Raw genomic sequence first — 16,969 nt, forward strand, 5'->3', positions numbered from 1 at the left:
GATACATCTGAAAACAGTGTTGATGAAGGTCTTAAAGGTTCTTTTAGACTCCCTTGTATTTTTATCTTAAACAATTACTATGCGTAAAAAACTATACGTATTGTCTCTTCTCCCCATTTGTGTTCAGATGGCTTATGCGCAGCAAAAAGCGCAATTGTCCGGAACGCTGGTGGATGAAAAGAGTAAAACACCGATCATCGGAGCAGTGGTTTCGCTTGAAAAAAGCAAGCAGAGAACCACAACCGGATCTGATGGCGGATTTGTTTTTGTAAATCTTGATGCCGGGGAAGACCAGCTTGTGGTGAACTCAGCTGGCATCAGACCATACAGAAAGACAATAACGATAAATACCGGAGAATCTAAAAAATTACCTGTAATATCTTTGGTGCTGGAAAACCAAATTGATGTACAGTCTATTTTAGGGGTTATTAATGATGATGTGCTAAGGGATGATGAAGATGTTAACGGTCAGGATATCCGGTCAACAGTTATTATGTCAAATGATCTTTACCTGAACAAAGCAGGATTCAAACTTTCTCCTTTTCGTTTTAGAGTAAGGGGGTACGAACCTTTATTTGAACAGACTTATGTAAACGGAGTCGTAGCAAATGATCAATACCGCAGAGTATTCAATTATGCTTCTATCGGAGCATTGAATGATCTTACACGTAACGGAGATGCTGTTAATTATAATAATGGTGGAAGTTATACCTTCGGAGCGATTGGCGGAGCAGAAAATATTAATATGCGCGCCAGTTCTTATGCTAAAGGTGGAAAGGTGACAGGATCTTATACCAACAGAAATTATTATGCCCGTACAATGTTTAGCTATTCCACAGGGCTTATGGATAATGGATGGGCCTTTACAGGGGCTATTGGAGGGCGTTATTCCGATGAAGGTTTTATAGACGGAACTTCTTATCAGAATATATCTTATGCTTTATCTATAGAAAAACAATGGGCAAAAGGTGCACATTCCCTGTCACTTGTTACTTATGGTTCTCCTGTAGTACGAGGACAGCAAGGGGCCTCTTTTCAGGAAGCATATGATCTAACGGGTAATAACCTGTATAATCCTAACTGGGGTTATCAGGACGGAAAAGTGAGAAACTCACGTATGGTAACAGCTTATGATCCTACTGCAGTTCTTTCACACATCTGGAAAATTGATGAGAAAACATCCCTTACTTCCGGAGCGTTAGTGCATTATGGACGCTACGCAGGCTCTGCCCTGAACTGGTATAATGCCATGGATCCGCGCCCGGATTATTACAGATATCTGCCATCCTATTTTAGTATGGATGCCTCTAAAACAGATACAACAACATTCGATTATTATCAGAATCTCTGGAGATCAAAAGATCCAAATGTAACCCAGGTTAACTGGGCGGAAATGTACCGTCAGAATATGGATCCGGAGAACAGAAGGAAGTATAATGGCGCTGCACTTTATATGGTAGAAAAGCGTCACTCTGATCTATTGGAAGGAACGATCAGTTCAACTTTCAATAAGTTGTACGATAATAATATGCGTCTTACAGCGGGTGTAGAAGCACGTAGATCCCGATCGTATCAGTATAAGACAGTAGCTGATCTGCTTGGAGCAGATTATGTACTGGATAGGGACAAGTTTGCAGAAAGAGATTTTCCGGGAAATAATGATACAAAGCAAAATGACTTGCTGTATCCGGATCGTAAAGCATATGTAGATGATATTTTTGGTTACGATTTCAACATGGACATTAATGCTGTTAATGCCTGGGTAATGAACAGTTACCAGACACATGCTTTAGATTTCTTTTATGGTGCAAAATTCACTTATACAGATTTTCAGCGTCAAGGAAATATGATGAACGGACGTTTTCCGGATACTTCTTACGGAAAAGGTGCTAAATATAGCTTTACTGACTTTGTGTTTAAAGGAGGAGCTACTTACAAATTCAACGGAAGACACTTCTTAACGGCTAACATTAGTTACGGAACTGAAGCTCCTATACCAGACAGAGCTTATGTTATGCCAAGGGTTACAGAACAGGTTGTTAAAGGACTAAGCAGTTCTAAAATTTTTGCTACAGATATTAACTACGTATTCTCTATGCCACGCTTGTCGGGAAGGGTTTCACTTTTCCAGACCAATTTCTATAACCAATTGGAGCGTATGGCTTTTTATCACGACTCTCAGCGTACGTTTGTATATCATAACCTTGTAGGAGTAGACAAAGTGCATCACGGTATTGAGGCTGCTGCCACGTATCGACTAAATGACAACTGGAGCTTTGATTTTATGGGTACAATGGCGGAATATTATTACAATAATAACCCGACAGGTATTATGAACTCAGAGAATGGAAAAGTAGTAGATGCAGAAGAAAAAGTATACATGAAAAACCTTCATGTATCCGGAACACCACAATTTGCCGGTGTTTTGTCTGCACGTTATTTTCAGAATTACTGGTTTTTTGAGCTAAGTGCTAATGCTGTTGCAAGAAATTATATATCGGCTTCAGCAATGCGCAGGCTTGCATCTAACTATGAAAACGTGAATCCTAATGACGATGCCAGCTACAATGCCTACAAAGAGCTTACAACTCAGGAGCGCCTGACTGATGCTGTAACAATGGATGCTTCTATTGGAAAGCTGGTGTACCTTAAAAACAAGCAGGCTCTTAACTTAAGCTTGTCGGTGATGAACCTTTTGAATAACAAAAATATCCGTACAGGCGGATACGAACAGGGGCGTCTGGATGTAACCTATCCGAATCGCTTCGCTTCCCGCTATTTCTATATGCAGGGAATCAATGTCTTTTTTAATGTAAGTTATAGATTTTAATACGCTATGAATATGAAAACGATAAAATATTTGTTTTTTGCAATATGTATGCTGGTACTTCATGTATCGTGCGAGCGGGATTATACACCACCGCCACTTAATGAGGCTAAGTATACAGGTCCTTTGGATAATATTTCCATTGCACAACTAAAACAACGTTATACTAATATTACAACACCCCAACTAATCGAAGATAATCTTGTTATCAAAGGAATTGTTACGGGGAATGATGAGTCCGGAAATATTTACAAACAGATTTTTGTACAGGATGCTTCAGGAGGTATTTATCTGGGAGTAGACCAGAATTCTATATATGCCAGCTATCAGGTAGGACAAGAAGTCTATATTCAGCTGAAAGATTTGTTTATGGTTAAATACGGTGGCGAACTGCAAATAGGAATGGGATCTACTAATGCAAACCGTATCAGTTGGGAAATGTTCAAAGCGAAAGCTTTCCGTAATTCTTGGCCAAATGTAGCAAATGCAACACCGCAGGTAGTAGAACTGAATAAACTAACCGGTGATATGGTATATAAACTGGTAGAGATAAGAGGTGTATACTTTGTGAAAGGAGGCAAAAATGCATTTACGACTGGAGATGCTATTACAAGTGAGCAGGTAAAAGATGCATCCGGGACAACATTGGATGTACGTACAAGTAATTTCTCTGATTTTGCAAAAGATATACTTCCGATAGGTAAAGGTACAATTGTCGGAATGTTGGGACGTTATAACGGAACATGGCAGCTGACACTGCGTACAAAAGCAGATGTTAAAAATTTTGATGGTAAGCCTATTGAGCCTGAAAAGCCACAGACAGGATCATTCTTTAAAGAAACATTTGGTACGGGAACATATCCGTCCGGAAACAGACCAAAAATCAGTGAGTTCAAAGACTTTGATATGAAGGCTCCTGTTGTTTATACAGATGATTCCGGTGTAGCAGATATCCGTAGTGTGTCAGGTGATAATGGAGCACATATATGGCTTCCGGCGACCAAAGATGTTATAATTAAAGTAACGGGAATAAATACTCAGAATAAAGGTGATGTAAGCTTGAGCTTCCAGTTGGCAGCTAACTTATTCGATGCCGGAAGTGCAGCAAATATCAATAATATTCAGCTAAAAGTAAATGGAGTAGTTGTAGCGTTGCCAAATCAGCCATTGACGAATGCAGGAGGAGATAACAGTAAATTCTATACAGTAACAATACCGGGAATTGCTCAGGCAGCAAATCTGACGCTTGAATTTATTTCTGCAGCAGACGCTAACAAAGTAGGTTTCAGGCTGGATAATATTGAATTAACCGGAGGTTCTTCCAATGGTGGTAATCCCGGCGGACCTATTATTGTAACGCCAACAAAGTAGACTGAAGAACAATGATAAAGACTAAATCGTATAAAGCAGCATTAGTTTTTCTGATTCTTCTGGTGCAGTCAAATCTGATGACTGCTCAGCAAAAGCAGTATCAGGTATACACTGCGGCTTTTTATAATCTGGAAAATCTTTTTGATACAGAGGCGGACCCTGCAATCAATGATACAGAGTTTACGCCTGCAGGACCTAACATATGGACTGCTGAAAAGTACAATAAAAAGCAGGCAAATATGGCGAAAGTAATTTCGCGTCTGGGTAAAAAGTACAGTCAGACAGGTCCTGCTTTTATAGGTCTGTGCGAGTTGGAGAACAGAAAAGTTCTCGAAGATCTTGTAGCACAACCAGCATTGGCATCTGCAGGTTATGGTATTGTTCATTACGACTCTCCGGATCGACGTGGAGTAGATGTTGCTTTATTGTATAACCCTGCGTTATTCAAAGTAAAGGATTCAAAAACATTTGCTTACCATATTAAGGATATGCCGGAATATAGAACAAGAGATATTCTTCTGGTAAAAGGAGAATTAGCAGGTGAAGATCTGCACGTGCTTGTCAATCACTGGCCATCCCGTTATGGTGGCAAATCTTCTGAATTAAGAGAACATGCTGCAACGATGGTGCGTAAAGTAGTGGACTCCTTATATGCAGCGGATGACAAAGCTAAGGTTGTTATTATGGGAGACCTTAATGATGATCCGACAGATAAAAGCGTTCGCGTAGTATTGGGAGCTAAAAAATACCAGAATGAAGTAGAAAAAGGCGGCCTTTTTAATACCATGTGGCAACATTACGACCGCGGTATAGGTTCGCTGGGCTATCAGGGAAAATGGAATCTTTTTGATCAGATTATCGTTTCGGAGCCTTTGTTAGGAGAAGATAAAGCGTCTCTTAAATTCTGGAAATCTGAAATCTTCAATCCCGAATTTCTGATTACACAGGAAGGGCGCTATAAAGGCTATCCGTTCCGCACATTTTCAGGAAATGTATTCCAGAATGGATTTTCAGACCATTTCCCTACGCTTATTTATTTGGTAAAGGAATTAAAGTAGATTATTATTTTTGCAGGAATTATGCGTACAATTAAACTTATATATTTTTTCTTTACACTGCTTGTTGTAACAAGTTGTTCAAGAGATGATGACAGTCCTTCAGGCAACAATGCCGTTGCCACCCGCACCGTAATGGTTTATATGGCTGCTAATAACAGTCTGGCATCGGATGCCTATACCAATCTCAATCAGATGGAAGAAGGCTTTACTGGTATAGATGGAAAATTAATCGTTTATGCCCGTATCTTCGGACAGGAGCCTAAAATATATGAAATTGTCCATGATACAAGCCCTGACATTAAAAGCAAGGTACTGAAGAAATATGGAGATCATAATTCTTCTGATCCTGCGGTAATGAAAATGATATTTGAAGATATGAAAAGCCTGGCTCCCGCAAATTCATACGGAGCTATACTTTGGTCTCATGCTACAAACTGGGTGCCTGCAAATCTTGGCCAGCTGAAAACACGTTCTTTTGGTGATGATAATTCCAAAAGTATGGATGTGCAACAGCTGAAATCAGCTTTACCTGGAAATCTGGATTTTCTGATTTTCGATGCATGCTCCATGGCTTCTGTTGAGGTGCTTTATGAGCTTCGTAATGTAGCGCCTTATATACTGGCCTCTCCAACAGAAGTGCTTAGTGTGGGAATGCCTTATCACCAGATTGGACGTTTATTGTATACACCTGATGTTAAAACAGGACTTACAGAGACAGCTAAAGCCTATGTTGAATATTACTGCCAGAAATCAGGGTTAGAGCAGTCTGCTACTTTTTCTGTGATTGATACAAAGCAATTGCCATTGCTGGCTCAGGAAACAAAAAAGCTTCTGCAGAATAACCCGGATGTGATTGCTAAAATTGGCAGAAACGGAGTACAGCGTCTGGATTTGGATCCGAATACTCCTGTTTCTGCATATGATTATGCAGATATGCTGGATAAATATTTCCCTCAGGAGCAATTGGTATCAGTAAAGAGTGCTTTGTCAAGAGCAGTAGTGTATAAAGCGAATACACCGAACTTTCTGGGAAAACCCATTACAGCATTTTCAGGGCTTTCGTGCTATATTCCTGTTGAAGGAGAAGCCTATTTAGCTCCTTTTTACAAAACTCTAAGCTGGTCTCAGGACTCGGCTTACGGAATGTTATTACGTTGGTAATAAATAATCTTTTTTGATATACAGTAAAGGCTGCCTGAAAATTGGGCAGCCTTATTTATTAGTATCCCGGGTTTTGTTTAATTATACCATTGGTTTCATTTATTGCTTTTCTTGGAATAGGATATAATACAAATTCGGGTTTTGCAAATGTAGATCCATCATCCTGAGCTCTTTGTATATAAGCTCCCCATCTGATCATATCCTCTCTCCTGTTGCCTCCCTCAAACCAGAACTCGAATAGGCGTTCATCCATCAGTTTATTTCTGAATTGGTCTTTTGAAAGTCCTGAGGGTAATGCGTTCAGACCGGCTCTTTTTCTTACCTGTGCGACCAGATCATAAGCTTCGGTTGTAGGACCTGCAGTTTCATTAATAGCCTCAGCAAGAGATAGCAAAACATCTGAATAACGCCATACAACAATATCAACTCCTGTATTTTCGCCTGGAGCATTAGGATCAATACCGTATTTCATAGGGATGGCTCCTTTGTATCCATTGGCTCGGGCATCAAAAATTTGCCCTCCATAAGTTGGCCATTTTGCCATTAATCTTGTGAGTCTTTTATCATTCTGATCAAATTTATCATAAGTTTTCCATGGCATTTTGTAGCCTCCCCATTGTGTAAGTGCTTTTCCACTAGGATCTACATAATTGCCTGGTAAGGCATGAGCCAACCATATATTGGTAAAGGCAGCATCCATTCTACTGGAGATTGCAAATATTTTTTCTTGGTTATTTCCGTTATTTTCTACGGTAAAAATATTCGCGTAGTTTGGCTCCAGACTATGTCCCATGCCCTGCAAAATTCTACAGTTGGTAATAACCTCCGGCCATCTTTTCTCATGCATGTATAATTTTACCAGTCCCATAAGGCATATATCCTTTGTCATCCTTCCATAGTCGGCTTTATTTTGCTGCATAGCTGTGGGTAACCCTGCTATAGCCTCTGTATAGTCTTTTTCTATTTGAGCTATCATAGCTTCTTTTGTCATCCTCGGGATAGGAGCAGCATTAGGATTCGATGCTTCTTTAGCATCCAGACGTAATCCAACAGGACCATAAAAATTATAAAGCTGCCAGGCATAATGTGCCCGTAGGGCTTTTATTTCTGCAATATACCGGCTTTTCTCTTCTGTGCTCAAAGAGGTCATACCATTCAGTTTATCTATCGTAATCGTTGCATTGGTAACGGCAGGCATTAATGAGGAATACAATAATCCTAGTTTACCATTTGGAAAAGCTTCAGAAAAATTTAGTTGGTAATAAGGTATCCACTCCGGATCTCCCCATGAGCAAATTAATTCATCTGTTGTGGCACTGGATTGAACGATTACAGAACCAGAACCGGATCCATAAATAGCATCGTATCCATTTTGGTTAAGAGATGAATACACAGCTGTAACTGCCAGTTTAGCATCCGACGGGGTCTTGTAAAAAGAGGTTTCGGAAAACCTGTCGTATGGCATCTCTGTCAAATCTTTTTCGCAAGATGTTGAAAATATTAATATGCTCAATCCTATAATGGCAGATGTTCTTTTGGAGTATTTATTATTTAGTTTCATAGTTATTTAATTTAAAAAGTAATATTTGCTCCCATAATAAAGGACTTGGTAATCGGGTAAGAATAAAAGTTTTTAAGTTCAGGGTCTATACCTTTGAATTTGGTTATTACAAAAGGGTTCTGTACAGTAGCAAAAATCCTTATACTTTTTACAATTTTTAGCTTTTCCAGAAGGTTTTCCGAAAACCTGTAACCCAAGGTAATATCTCTTACGCGAATAAAGCTCGCGTCTTCAATAAAATAGTCGGAAGAGCCACCAAATGGATAGGTTGTATTAATAGCGGTTGGTATTGTTGTATTTGGATTATCATGTGTCCATGTATTTTTTATACCATTCAATGCATTCCATCCAAAACCTACCAGGCTACCATAACCACCCATCGTTAGTTCCCGGTTTTGTTTTTTCTGTATAGCTCCATAAGCAAAAATGGATAAATCGAAGTTTTTGTACCGGAATTCATTATTAAACCCGAATGTATAACGAGGAGCGGTGGAAGTATTGTCCATAATAACGGTCATATCTGCATCTGTAATTTTTCCATCAGGTTTTCCTGTCAGGTAACCATTGGCATCGTAACCATTAATGTCTTTCACAATAATCTCTCCTGGTTTAATACCAGGCATCCATTCTGGAGCACTCCTTTTAGCAGGATCATAGATACCATCCGACAGATAACCATATACTTCATTGAAATTTCCGGTTGGGTTAATGTATCTGGCAAGCGTTTTAAGAGCTTCCGGAGAGCGTTCTACCCACATGTTTTTAAAAGTGGTGAAGTTGAATGTGGTATTCCAGTTAAAACCATTGGGGTTTACAATATTTTTAGTTTGGATACTGAATTCGAATCCTGTACTTTTTGTTGTTCCTGCATTTCCTGCATACGCAGAAACAGGAAAGTCTGTTGCCAATGGTATGGCGGTCAATAAATCTCGGAAATTTCTTTGATAATAATCAACAGTACCAGTAATTCTGTTGTTAAACAATCCGAAATCGATACCAATATTTTTCTCTGCCTGTGTTTCCCAGGTAAGATTTGGATTGGCTAACTGAGACATAGCAACACCTTGATATAGGGTATTATTAAATACAGCATTATAGCCAAAAGAATAATAGGTAAATGCACTGGAACCGATATTAGAGTTTCCCACTTCTCCATATCCCAGTCTTAGTTTTAGAAAGTTAAGGGTTTTGGATCCTTTCAGAAAGTTTTCTTCTGAAACAATCCAGGCAGCAGAGAACCCGGGGAAAATTCCCCATTTTCTGTTTTCAGCGAAATGAGAGGCACCATCTCCACGTATAGAAGCCGTTAGGATGTATCTGCCATTTAGTTCATAAATAGCCCTACCAAAATAGGATTTCCATATTTTATCAGGATTACGATAAGATCCTACTCTGGGACGTGGAGCAGCTCCGGAACCAATATTGTTCGTGGTAAAAGCATCGGTTGGAAAATTATTATTCGCAGCAGAAAAACCATCCTTAGTATTGACCTGATAAGAATGTCCTGCAAGTAAGCTGATCTTATGTTTTTCTGCGAAAGTTTTAACATAGCTTAGAATATAATCTGCTGAAAGGGTTTGAGAATTGTTTTCAGCGATACTTGCGGACCCACCTGCTCTGGCTCCGTATAAAAATGTTGTTGGCAGGTAGTTAAATCTTTTTGCAGTACTTTGGTCATAGCTAATGCTGGCTCTCGCTGTTAACCCGGGGATAATAATCCATTCGGCATAGCCGGAAGTTAATAACCGGTTTGAAGTGGTATAATCCGTAATATCCAGAAAAGATAAAGGGTTAGGTGTATTTGCATATTTTGGATTTATAAGATAGTTACCTTTGTCGTCTTTAAAAGGCAATGTTGGTGGGTGGTAAAAAGCAGCACCAATCATTCCTGAATTTTCATACAAGCCATCTCCAATATTCCCGTTATTGGCTTTGGAGCCATTTATGATAATATTTACACCCACTTTAAAAGAGTCTGATATTCCCTGATCTATAGATAGCTTTCCGGAAAAATTTTTAAAATCAGAACCTTTAAATACTCCCTGCTGATTCATATAGTTACCGGACATATAATAACGGGTCCTGTTTACAGCTCCCGAAACCGAAATATTATGTTGCTCCGTAAGCCCCGGACGCATAATGGCATCAAAAGCGTTTTGGTAAGAAGGCTGATTATTAATCTGGTCCTGTGTATATATGGGCGCAAAAGGTTTTACTGAAGCAGGATCCTTACCTCCATATATTCCGATTTTGTTGTCCGACAGCCACTGTTCATATGAGATTCTGTTCGTTTGTGTCATATAATCATGTGTATTCATTAAGTCATAATATTTAATAGACTTTTGAAAAGCATTACTAAAATCATACTGAATAGTTGGTTTTCCGGATTTTCCTCTCTTTGTGGTAATTAGTACAACACCACCGGCAGCTCTCGCTCCGTAGATTGCTGTAGCACTGGCATCTTTCAAGATGTCAATAGTCTCAATGTCGTTCGGATTCAGGAAGTTTAATGAAGACCGGCTTATTCCTGAATTTCCATATCTGGTTCCGGAGCCAGGTTCTCCGGAGGCATCATTAATAATTACCCCATCTACAATATAAAGAGCTCCTTCTGATGCAAATGAGGCATTACTTCTTATAACAAGATCTGTGGTTGTGCCAGGCTGGCCGGATGTGGACATTACAGTTACACCAGCGGCTCTTCCTGCCATAGCCTGAACAAAGTTGGTATTGGTGGAGACATTCACATCTTCCATTTTGACAGAGGCAATAGATCCGGTTACATTTTTACGCTTTGTGCTTCCGTAGCCAATTAGGACAACTTCATCAATTTTTTTCGTATTTGCCGTGGTGTCATTTTTTTTGGAGCTGCTTTTCTGCGCATGCAATGATGTCCCGCTCCAAAAAAACACAGCTATTGCTAATGTAGAGCAATATTTGAGCTTAATTTTTTTTGATTTCATTAGGTTTTGTTTTTTATTTTATGTTAAATAGTGTTAATTCAGTAAAATAAAATTATACAAAAATGAAATCAAAATATATTTTTAATCATAATGGGATAAAATTTATAATAAATCTAAATAACAACCGGTTGTTTTATTTGCTATTTGTAAAATAATGTATTAATTATATAAATAATATTTATTTTTTATCTTTAAAAAGTTTCATTCAATTCAATATAATGCTCATTAATTAAGAATTTAGTGCCCTTTATTATGTGTTGTAAATATTAAAATTTTTCATAAAGAATATTTGTTTTATGAATTGTAGTTGCAGATAAAAAAGACCGGATGTCTCTTCCGGTCTTTTTTGAAAATTTCTGTAATATCCGTGTCCTTATCTGAATTTTAGGAAAAGCTTATAATGAGAGGTTTTTATTTGACCTTTAGATAATCAAAATAGGCCCATGTATTTTCATACATAATATCCTGAGCAAATAGCCCAACCATAGCTCCTGTAAATCCTTGTGCATAATCATCCGAGAGTTTACCAAAGTCCATAGAAGTCCCTATTGTGTTCCATTGCGCTCCGTCTGCGGAATAATAAAACTGTAGCTTGTCAGTATTTATTGATACCCGCATGAAAATTCTTTTTACTCTTTCCGGTATTAATTTTACATCAATCTGTTTATATTCTTTATCGACACCAGCTAGTATTAATTGAGGTTTACCGTTGTCGTCGGTAGTTAAGCCTAATGAGAAAAAATGTTTTGTATCATAATAACAGGTAAGACCCGCCATGTGACGAAAATTAGAAGGCTCAAATTCTAGTGCTGTTTCAATGGTTTGTTGGAATGATGTTATACGTATTGCTGCAAGGCTCTCGTCATATCTCGATCCTAATGCCCTTCTTCCTTTCAGTGCCAAATAGCCTTTACGCTTGCTTAAAGAAAGCCAGGACGAATTCCAGGGCTCTCGTAAAACCTGAAATTGCATTTTGAGTTTGTCGGAATCAAACTGATCTGTAAATACAGTTTTCATTTCTGATGAATTATTATTCTTTACTCCTATGGGTGCCGGAACTGACATCTCAGGAATGCCGCTTTTGTTGTCCAGTTCGGGCCAGCCATCTTTATTCCATCTGACTTTTTGTATAAAAGATTCGCGCCCTAATGGACAGTATCCTTTTGTAGACAAGGGTCTTGAGCCTAAGTGAGTTGTATACCATTCACCATTAGGTGTCGTAAATAAAGTTCCGTGTCCGGACTTTTGAATTTCAGAATGTGGATGATCCTTTGAAGTGTAAAATATTTTTGGAGCGCGCTCGTAAGGTCCATAGATGTTTTTAGACCTGGCTACGGCTTCATTGTGATCATATCCTGTTCCGCCTTCGGCTGTAAATAAGTAGTAATAACCATCTTTTTTTAACATTTTTGGACCTTCAGGTGTTTTCTGATCCCAGCCGGTATAGATTAATTCCGGTTTACCTTGTGGTTTTAGCGTTGCTAAGTCTAATGCATGTATACCTATACCCGGAGATTGCCGCTCACTTCCCGGGCGGTGGTCAAATATCCGGAAAATAGTATAAGCTTTGTCGTTGTCATCTATAAATAAGCTGGGATCGAAGCCGAGCGTGTTGATTAGTACCGGCTCTGACCACGGACCTCGGGGGTCTTTTGCCGTGACAATATAATTGGGGTATCCTTTTAGTGACCACGTTACACCATTTTGTACATTGGTAAAGAATAAATAATAAGTGCCTTTATGGTAATTAATAGACGGGGCAAATATTCCATCGGAATCATCGGTGCCACGCATATTCAGCTGGCTTTCTCTGGTTAGTACATGTCCGATTTGTTCCCAGTTGATTAAATCTCTGGAGTGGTAAATTGGAACTCCCGGAAACCATTCAAATGTAGAGGTAAAGATGTAATAATCTTTATTTACACGTACGATACAAGGATCAGGATTGAATCCGGGTAGTACAGGGTTCTTAATAAAATTTGTCTGGGCTTTTAAAGAATAGCTTTCCAAGAGGAGAATAATAAGAAAGCTGTACAAGTTAATAATTCTCATGTTTTAATATTTATCAGGTTGTGTGTTTTTAGTGTCAAATATTTTATAAAAACATTATTTTATAAAATATTATTTACCAAATGTACAGTATTTTGGATTGATAAAATTTAAAACTATGAAAGGATAAAAATCTAATTGTTTACTTGAAATTATAAAGTGCAAGAACTTTACTCCAAAAATTGTTATTAATGTGATAAAAAAATAAAAGGTCTTTACTTTGAACTAGCTTATATATTGGCTGTATAATTATAAGAAAAGGGGCTATAAACGAAAAAAGCATTGTCAATCAAAGATTAACAATGCTTTTTGTACCCCAGACGGGACTTGAACCCGTACGCCCAAATGGGCACAGGATTTTAAGTCCTGCGTGTCTACCAATTCCACCACCAGGGTGTGAAGTGGAGCGAAAAACGGGATTCGAACCCGCGACCCCAACCTTGGCAAGGTTGTGCTCTACCAGCTGAGCTATTTTCGCATAGTGCGGATGAAGGGACTCGAACCCCCACGCCTCACGGCACCAGATCCTAAGTCTGGCGTGGCTACCAATTACACCACATCCGCTTTATTTAAAGAACTTCTCTGTCGTTTTTGTGAGTGCAAATATAGAGACAATATGTATTCCCTCCAAATCTTTTTCAAAAATTTTTCATTTTTTTTTAAAATCAACAAAATTTCACTTCCGTTCACCACTCTTCATTCCAATTTTATTACCTTTACAATTCGTAAAAAATATTGAAATGGAATTAATAGGTACAGTAAAGAAATTATTTGATGTTCAGACTTTTAACAGCGGTTTTCAGAAAAGAGAATTGATTCTTCTGACTCAGGAACAATACCCGCAGCCTATAAGTATAGAGTTTTTATCAGATAAAATTGATTTGCTCAATACTATTTCAGAAGGAGAGCAGGTAAAGATCGGAATCAACATTCGTGGTAGAGAATGGCAGGCACCGGATGGTCAAATCCGTTACTTCAACTCTATTACAGGATGGAGAGTAGAAAAAGCAACAGGTGATTTTAATGAGCCGGTTCAGGCTGCTCCTATGCAGGCTAATCAGTCAACTGCAAGTCAGGATACCAATGTATTTGGTAACGATGACGATGATGATTTACCATTCTAATCAGAAATCTTTATACCATCATATAAATCCTACTGTTTATTGAGTAGGATTTTGTTTTTCCTATGTATCAGCTAGACCCTAATGATATTTCTTTCCCGGACCCGGCATTGTATAATCCGGAAGAGGGGCTAATGGCTTTTGGCGGAGATCTTTCTGTCGAAAGAATTTGGTTTGCCTACCAGCTTGGGATTTTTCCATGGTTTAATGAGGGCGAAGAAATTCTCTGGTGGTGCCCGGATCCGCGATTTGTTTTGTTTCCGAACGAAATAAAGATTTCAAAATCTATGCGTAAGGTTTTTCGTGATGAAACATTTTCTTTTACCGAAAACCAGTGCTTCATCGAGGTAATCAGGAACTGTAAAGATATTTACAGAGAAGATCAGGATGGAACATGGATAACTGATGAGATGGAGGAGGCTTATATAGAATTACACAGACTTGGAAAGGCAAAAAGTATTGAGGTATGGCAGGGTGAAGAGCTGGTTGGTGGTTTGTATGGGCTTGACCTGGGAAATGTTTTCTGTGGAGAGAGTATGTTTGCGAAAGTAAGTAATGCTTCGAAAGCCGGATTTATTTATTTCGCAAAAAAATATCAAGAGACGTATGACGTGATAGACTGTCAGGTATATACAGCACACTTGGAAAGCCTTGGAACAAGGATGATAGATAAGCAGGACTATTTAAATTTTTTAAAATAAATGGATACAAATAGGGAAAAATGGGTTCTTCTGATGGTGCTTACCCTAATATGGGGTTCGTCATTTATCCTGATCAAAAAATCTTTACAGCATTTTAATCCATTTGAGGTGGGAGCACTGAGGATTCTAATAGCCTCTCTGATACTGATGCCTATTGCAATAAAACATCTGAAGAGCTTTCCTGTAAAACAACTTAAATGGGTTGTGGTAGTAGCGCTTTGTGGTAATTTTTTTCCAATGTTTCTGTTTCCGATTGCAGAAACCAGAATCAGCAGCAGTATTGCCGGAATTATTAATTCTATGCTGCCTATTTTTGTTATTATAGTAGGGCCATTATTATGGGGAATTAATTCGACAAAAAAACAGATGATTGGCGTTGGAATTAGCTTTGTAGGAGCCTGTATTCTGATGCTGGCTTCCAAAAATGAAAGTGGTTCCATTGAGATAATCCCTATTTTATTGCTTTTGCTGGCTACAGTATTCTATGCTATAAATGTTACAACGGTTAAGGCAAAATTAGGCTCAATTCCAGCGAAAATGCTATCAGCTTATGTTTTTTCATTGGTCTTATTTCTACCCTCGCTTGTTACGCTGGTCTTTGCAGGCTTTTTTAATAACTTCAAGTCAGATGTCAGCTTCTGGGAAGGATTGGGCTTCGTATCTCTGTTATCAGTATTTGGAACCGGATTGGCTATGATGCTGAACTATCGCCTGGTAAATATCTCCACACCTTTGTTTTCTTCTTCAGTAACTTTATTAATGCCTATTGTGGCTGTAGGTTGGGGGATTGTAGATGGTGAAACTTTAAATATGGTACAGGTAGCGGGGGCTGTACTAATTATTTCTGGTCTTATTTTTCTGAGAGCCAATAAATAAAAATAAAAAAAACTGCGAGCGGAACGCCGCTGCAGTTTGAAATAAATCTAATAAAAAGTAAAAATGAAAGGCGACAAAGGTAAGTATTTTTTTATTTACCCTCCAAATTTATTTTTCAAATTCTGAATTGTACTAATAATAAAGAAGTTCGGGGACTTAGATTGCGCTTAAGAAGCATTATAAACAAATATCATTATCCCTAAAATGCTTAATAAGATAGTACGAATAGTATCCGGACATAATAAATGGCCAAATACAACGGAGGTACTTTTCTTTACGGACTAATCAAAGAATGTTTTTTTCTAGTAAAGAAAGAAGATTATTTTTTTACTTCCGAAATTTTGACTGTGGGAGATGTAGTATATCCTTTTTCCTGTATATAGGCATAGAATTGTACATTCCCGTTTACAGAAGTTGTATTCTCTATTATAATTCCATTAAAGGATGTATTATTAAAGCGTGCTTTTTCACCTTTTTTGATGATTTGATATAATTTGCGATCAGACGTATAAATCTTAAAAGTGGAATCCTCAGTGGAGGTATTAATTAAATCAAATTTGTGATTTCTAGAAGTGTTAGAAGTCAGTATATATTCTTTTTGGCTATCAATATTCCAAAGCTGGGCATAAACTCCCCTGAAACCAAAAGTTCCTGAACATGATGAAAGAATCGTAGTGGCTAGAAAAGTAGTGTAGAGTAATTTTTTCATAGATTGCTGCTCTTTATTATAAAGACAATCTAAAATAAAAAAAGTTACAACAGGTTTTTAATATTTTCCGATAATTTCTGAAGAGCTTCGATAGTATTGGGATCTGTAAGTTGTCCATCAGTATTAAATCTGCCTTTTACACCCGAAATTAGAAGAGTAGATTCTTCAGAAAATCTTGCCCCCAAAGTCTTCATAATGAGGTGTAATTCCTCTTGTCCCTTTTCTCCGGATGCAGAGGCTGTAATAAGCACGGATGGTTTCTGATGGAATATATCTGTTGCAACAAACCATTCCAGAGCATTTTTCAGTACTCCCGGAATACTAAAAATGTATTCCGGTGTACAGATCAGAACGATGTCTGCATATTTTATTTCTTCCCTGAATGCGATCACCTTTTCAGGCGTATTTTCAAAGGCCTGATCCGGCGCGAAATAGGGAAGGCTCGTTAGTCCATTAAAATAAGAGATTGTAAAATTCTGATGAAGAAGCTCTTCAATCTTTTCTACAATCTTCTGGTTTGAAGAATTGGGTCTTGTACTGCCAATAACAGCTAAAATCCGAGGTTTCATGTC

12 protein-coding genes and 3 tRNA genes are annotated in these 16,969 nt (G+C 38.2%); 7 read left to right on the forward strand and 8 right to left on the reverse strand.

What is annotated here, in order from left to right; genetic code table 11:
- The first annotated feature begins 79 nt into the window (after positions 1-79).
- Genes BAZ10_RS11375 through BAZ10_RS11390 form a run of 4 tightly spaced genes read left to right on the forward strand, consistent with a single transcriptional unit; the run spans position 80 to position 6,417 of the window.
- Positions 80-2,830 carry a TonB-dependent receptor gene (locus BAZ10_RS11375; protein WP_078772155.1) on the forward strand — a complete coding sequence of 917 codons (2,751 nt, stop codon included), beginning with the start codon at positions 80-82 and terminating at the stop codon, positions 2,828-2,830.
- 12 nt (positions 2,831-2,842) lie between these two features.
- Entirely contained in the window at positions 2,843-4,198 is a 1,356-nt protein-coding gene (locus BAZ10_RS11380; protein WP_236709524.1) for a DUF5689 domain-containing protein, read from the forward strand.
- An 11-nt stretch (positions 4,199-4,209) separates the two neighbouring features.
- Positions 4,210-5,256 carry an endonuclease/exonuclease/phosphatase family protein gene (locus BAZ10_RS11385; RefSeq protein WP_078772156.1) on the forward strand — a complete coding sequence of 349 codons (1,047 nt, stop codon included), beginning with the start codon at positions 4,210-4,212 and terminating at the stop codon, positions 5,254-5,256.
- A gap of 21 nt (positions 5,257-5,277) precedes the next feature.
- The gene (locus tag BAZ10_RS11390; RefSeq protein ID WP_078772157.1) at positions 5,278-6,417 is read left to right on the forward strand and encodes a clostripain-related cysteine peptidase; all 1,140 of its coding nucleotides are present in this window, start codon (positions 5,278-5,280) and stop codon (positions 6,415-6,417) included.
- 58 nt (positions 6,418-6,475) lie between these two features.
- On the opposite strand, the gene BAZ10_RS11395 is transcribed toward BAZ10_RS11390, so the two are convergent.
- The 6 genes from BAZ10_RS11395 to BAZ10_RS11420 all read right to left on the reverse strand — a co-directional run bounded on the left by BAZ10_RS11395 (position 6,476) and on the right by BAZ10_RS11420 (position 13,554).
- Positions 6,476-7,978, reverse strand: a complete 1,503-nt coding sequence (locus BAZ10_RS11395) for a RagB/SusD family nutrient uptake outer membrane protein (protein ID WP_078772158.1) — start codon at positions 7,976-7,978, stop codon at positions 6,476-6,478.
- An 11-nt stretch (positions 7,979-7,989) separates the two neighbouring features.
- Positions 7,990-10,941: a SusC/RagA family TonB-linked outer membrane protein gene (locus tag BAZ10_RS11400; RefSeq protein ID WP_078772159.1), complete on the reverse strand. Its 2,952-nt coding sequence runs from the start codon at positions 10,939-10,941 to the stop codon at positions 7,990-7,992.
- A gap of 411 nt (positions 10,942-11,352) precedes the next feature.
- Positions 11,353-12,993: a glycoside hydrolase family 43 protein gene (locus tag BAZ10_RS11405; RefSeq protein WP_078772160.1), complete on the reverse strand. Its 1,641-nt coding sequence runs from the start codon at positions 12,991-12,993 to the stop codon at positions 11,353-11,355.
- A 309-nt stretch (positions 12,994-13,302) separates the two neighbouring features.
- Positions 13,303-13,386: transfer RNA gene (locus BAZ10_RS11410), tRNA-Leu, on the reverse strand.
- A gap of 6 nt (positions 13,387-13,392) precedes the next feature.
- Positions 13,393-13,468, reverse strand: a tRNA-Gly gene (locus tag BAZ10_RS11415).
- Positions 13,469-13,472: 4 nt separating this feature from the next.
- A tRNA-Leu gene (locus BAZ10_RS11420) sits at positions 13,473-13,554 on the reverse strand.
- 176 nt (positions 13,555-13,730) lie between these two features.
- Between BAZ10_RS11420 and BAZ10_RS11425 the strand changes: the two genes are divergently transcribed.
- The 3 genes from BAZ10_RS11425 to BAZ10_RS11435 all read left to right on the forward strand — a co-directional run bounded on the left by BAZ10_RS11425 (position 13,731) and on the right by BAZ10_RS11435 (position 15,688).
- Positions 13,731-14,114: a DUF3127 domain-containing protein gene (locus tag BAZ10_RS11425; RefSeq protein WP_009089942.1), complete on the forward strand. Its 384-nt coding sequence runs from the start codon at positions 13,731-13,733 to the stop codon at positions 14,112-14,114.
- Between the two features lie 62 nt (positions 14,115-14,176).
- Positions 14,177-14,812, forward strand: a complete 636-nt coding sequence (gene aat, locus BAZ10_RS11430) for a leucyl/phenylalanyl-tRNA--protein transferase (RefSeq protein ID WP_078772161.1) — start codon at positions 14,177-14,179, stop codon at positions 14,810-14,812.
- Positions 14,813-15,688 carry a DMT family transporter gene (locus BAZ10_RS11435; RefSeq protein ID WP_078772162.1) on the forward strand — a complete coding sequence of 292 codons (876 nt, stop codon included), beginning with the start codon at positions 14,813-14,815 and terminating at the stop codon, positions 15,686-15,688.
- Positions 15,689-16,007: 319 nt separating this feature from the next.
- Here the strand turns inward: BAZ10_RS11435 and BAZ10_RS11440 are convergent, their stop codons facing one another.
- Positions 16,008-16,397, reverse strand: a complete 390-nt coding sequence (locus BAZ10_RS11440; RefSeq protein WP_078772163.1) for a hypothetical protein — start codon at positions 16,395-16,397, stop codon at positions 16,008-16,010.
- Positions 16,398-16,441: 44 nt separating this feature from the next.
- Entirely contained in the window at positions 16,442-16,966 is a 525-nt protein-coding gene (locus tag BAZ10_RS11445) for an NADPH-dependent FMN reductase (protein WP_078772164.1), read from the reverse strand.
- Positions 16,967-16,969 lie beyond the last annotated feature (3 nt).

It is taken from the genome of Elizabethkingia occulta (assembly GCF_002023715.1).
GTDB lineage: Bacteria > Bacteroidota > Bacteroidia > Flavobacteriales > Weeksellaceae > Elizabethkingia > Elizabethkingia occulta.

Coding starts and splice junctions, on each gene's coding strand:
- BAZ10_RS11375 (WP_078772155.1), top strand. CDS start 80: ATGCGTAAAAAACTATACGTATTGTCTCTTCTCCCCATTTGTGTTCAG.
- BAZ10_RS11380 (WP_236709524.1), top strand. CDS start 2,843: ATGAAAACGATAAAATATTTGTTTTTTGCAATATGTATGCTGGTACTT.
- BAZ10_RS11385 (WP_078772156.1), top strand. CDS start 4,210: ATGATAAAGACTAAATCGTATAAAGCAGCATTAGTTTTTCTGATTCTT.
- BAZ10_RS11390 (WP_078772157.1), top strand. CDS start 5,278: ATGCGTACAATTAAACTTATATATTTTTTCTTTACACTGCTTGTTGTA.
- BAZ10_RS11395 (WP_078772158.1), bottom strand. CDS start 7,978: ATGAAACTAAATAATAAATACTCCAAAAGAACATCTGCCATTATAGGA.
- BAZ10_RS11400 (WP_078772159.1), bottom strand. CDS start 10,941: ATGAAATCAAAAAAAATTAAGCTCAAATATTGCTCTACATTAGCAATA.
- BAZ10_RS11405 (WP_078772160.1), bottom strand. CDS start 12,993: ATGAGAATTATTAACTTGTACAGCTTTCTTATTATTCTCCTCTTGGAA.
- BAZ10_RS11425 (WP_009089942.1), top strand. CDS start 13,731: ATGGAATTAATAGGTACAGTAAAGAAATTATTTGATGTTCAGACTTTT.
- aat (WP_078772161.1), top strand. CDS start 14,177: ATGTATCAGCTAGACCCTAATGATATTTCTTTCCCGGACCCGGCATTG.
- BAZ10_RS11435 (WP_078772162.1), top strand. CDS start 14,813: ATGGATACAAATAGGGAAAAATGGGTTCTTCTGATGGTGCTTACCCTA.
- BAZ10_RS11440 (WP_078772163.1), bottom strand. CDS start 16,397: ATGAAAAAATTACTCTACACTACTTTTCTAGCCACTACGATTCTTTCA.
- BAZ10_RS11445 (WP_078772164.1), bottom strand. CDS start 16,966: ATGAAACCTCGGATTTTAGCTGTTATTGGCAGTACAAGACCCAATTCT.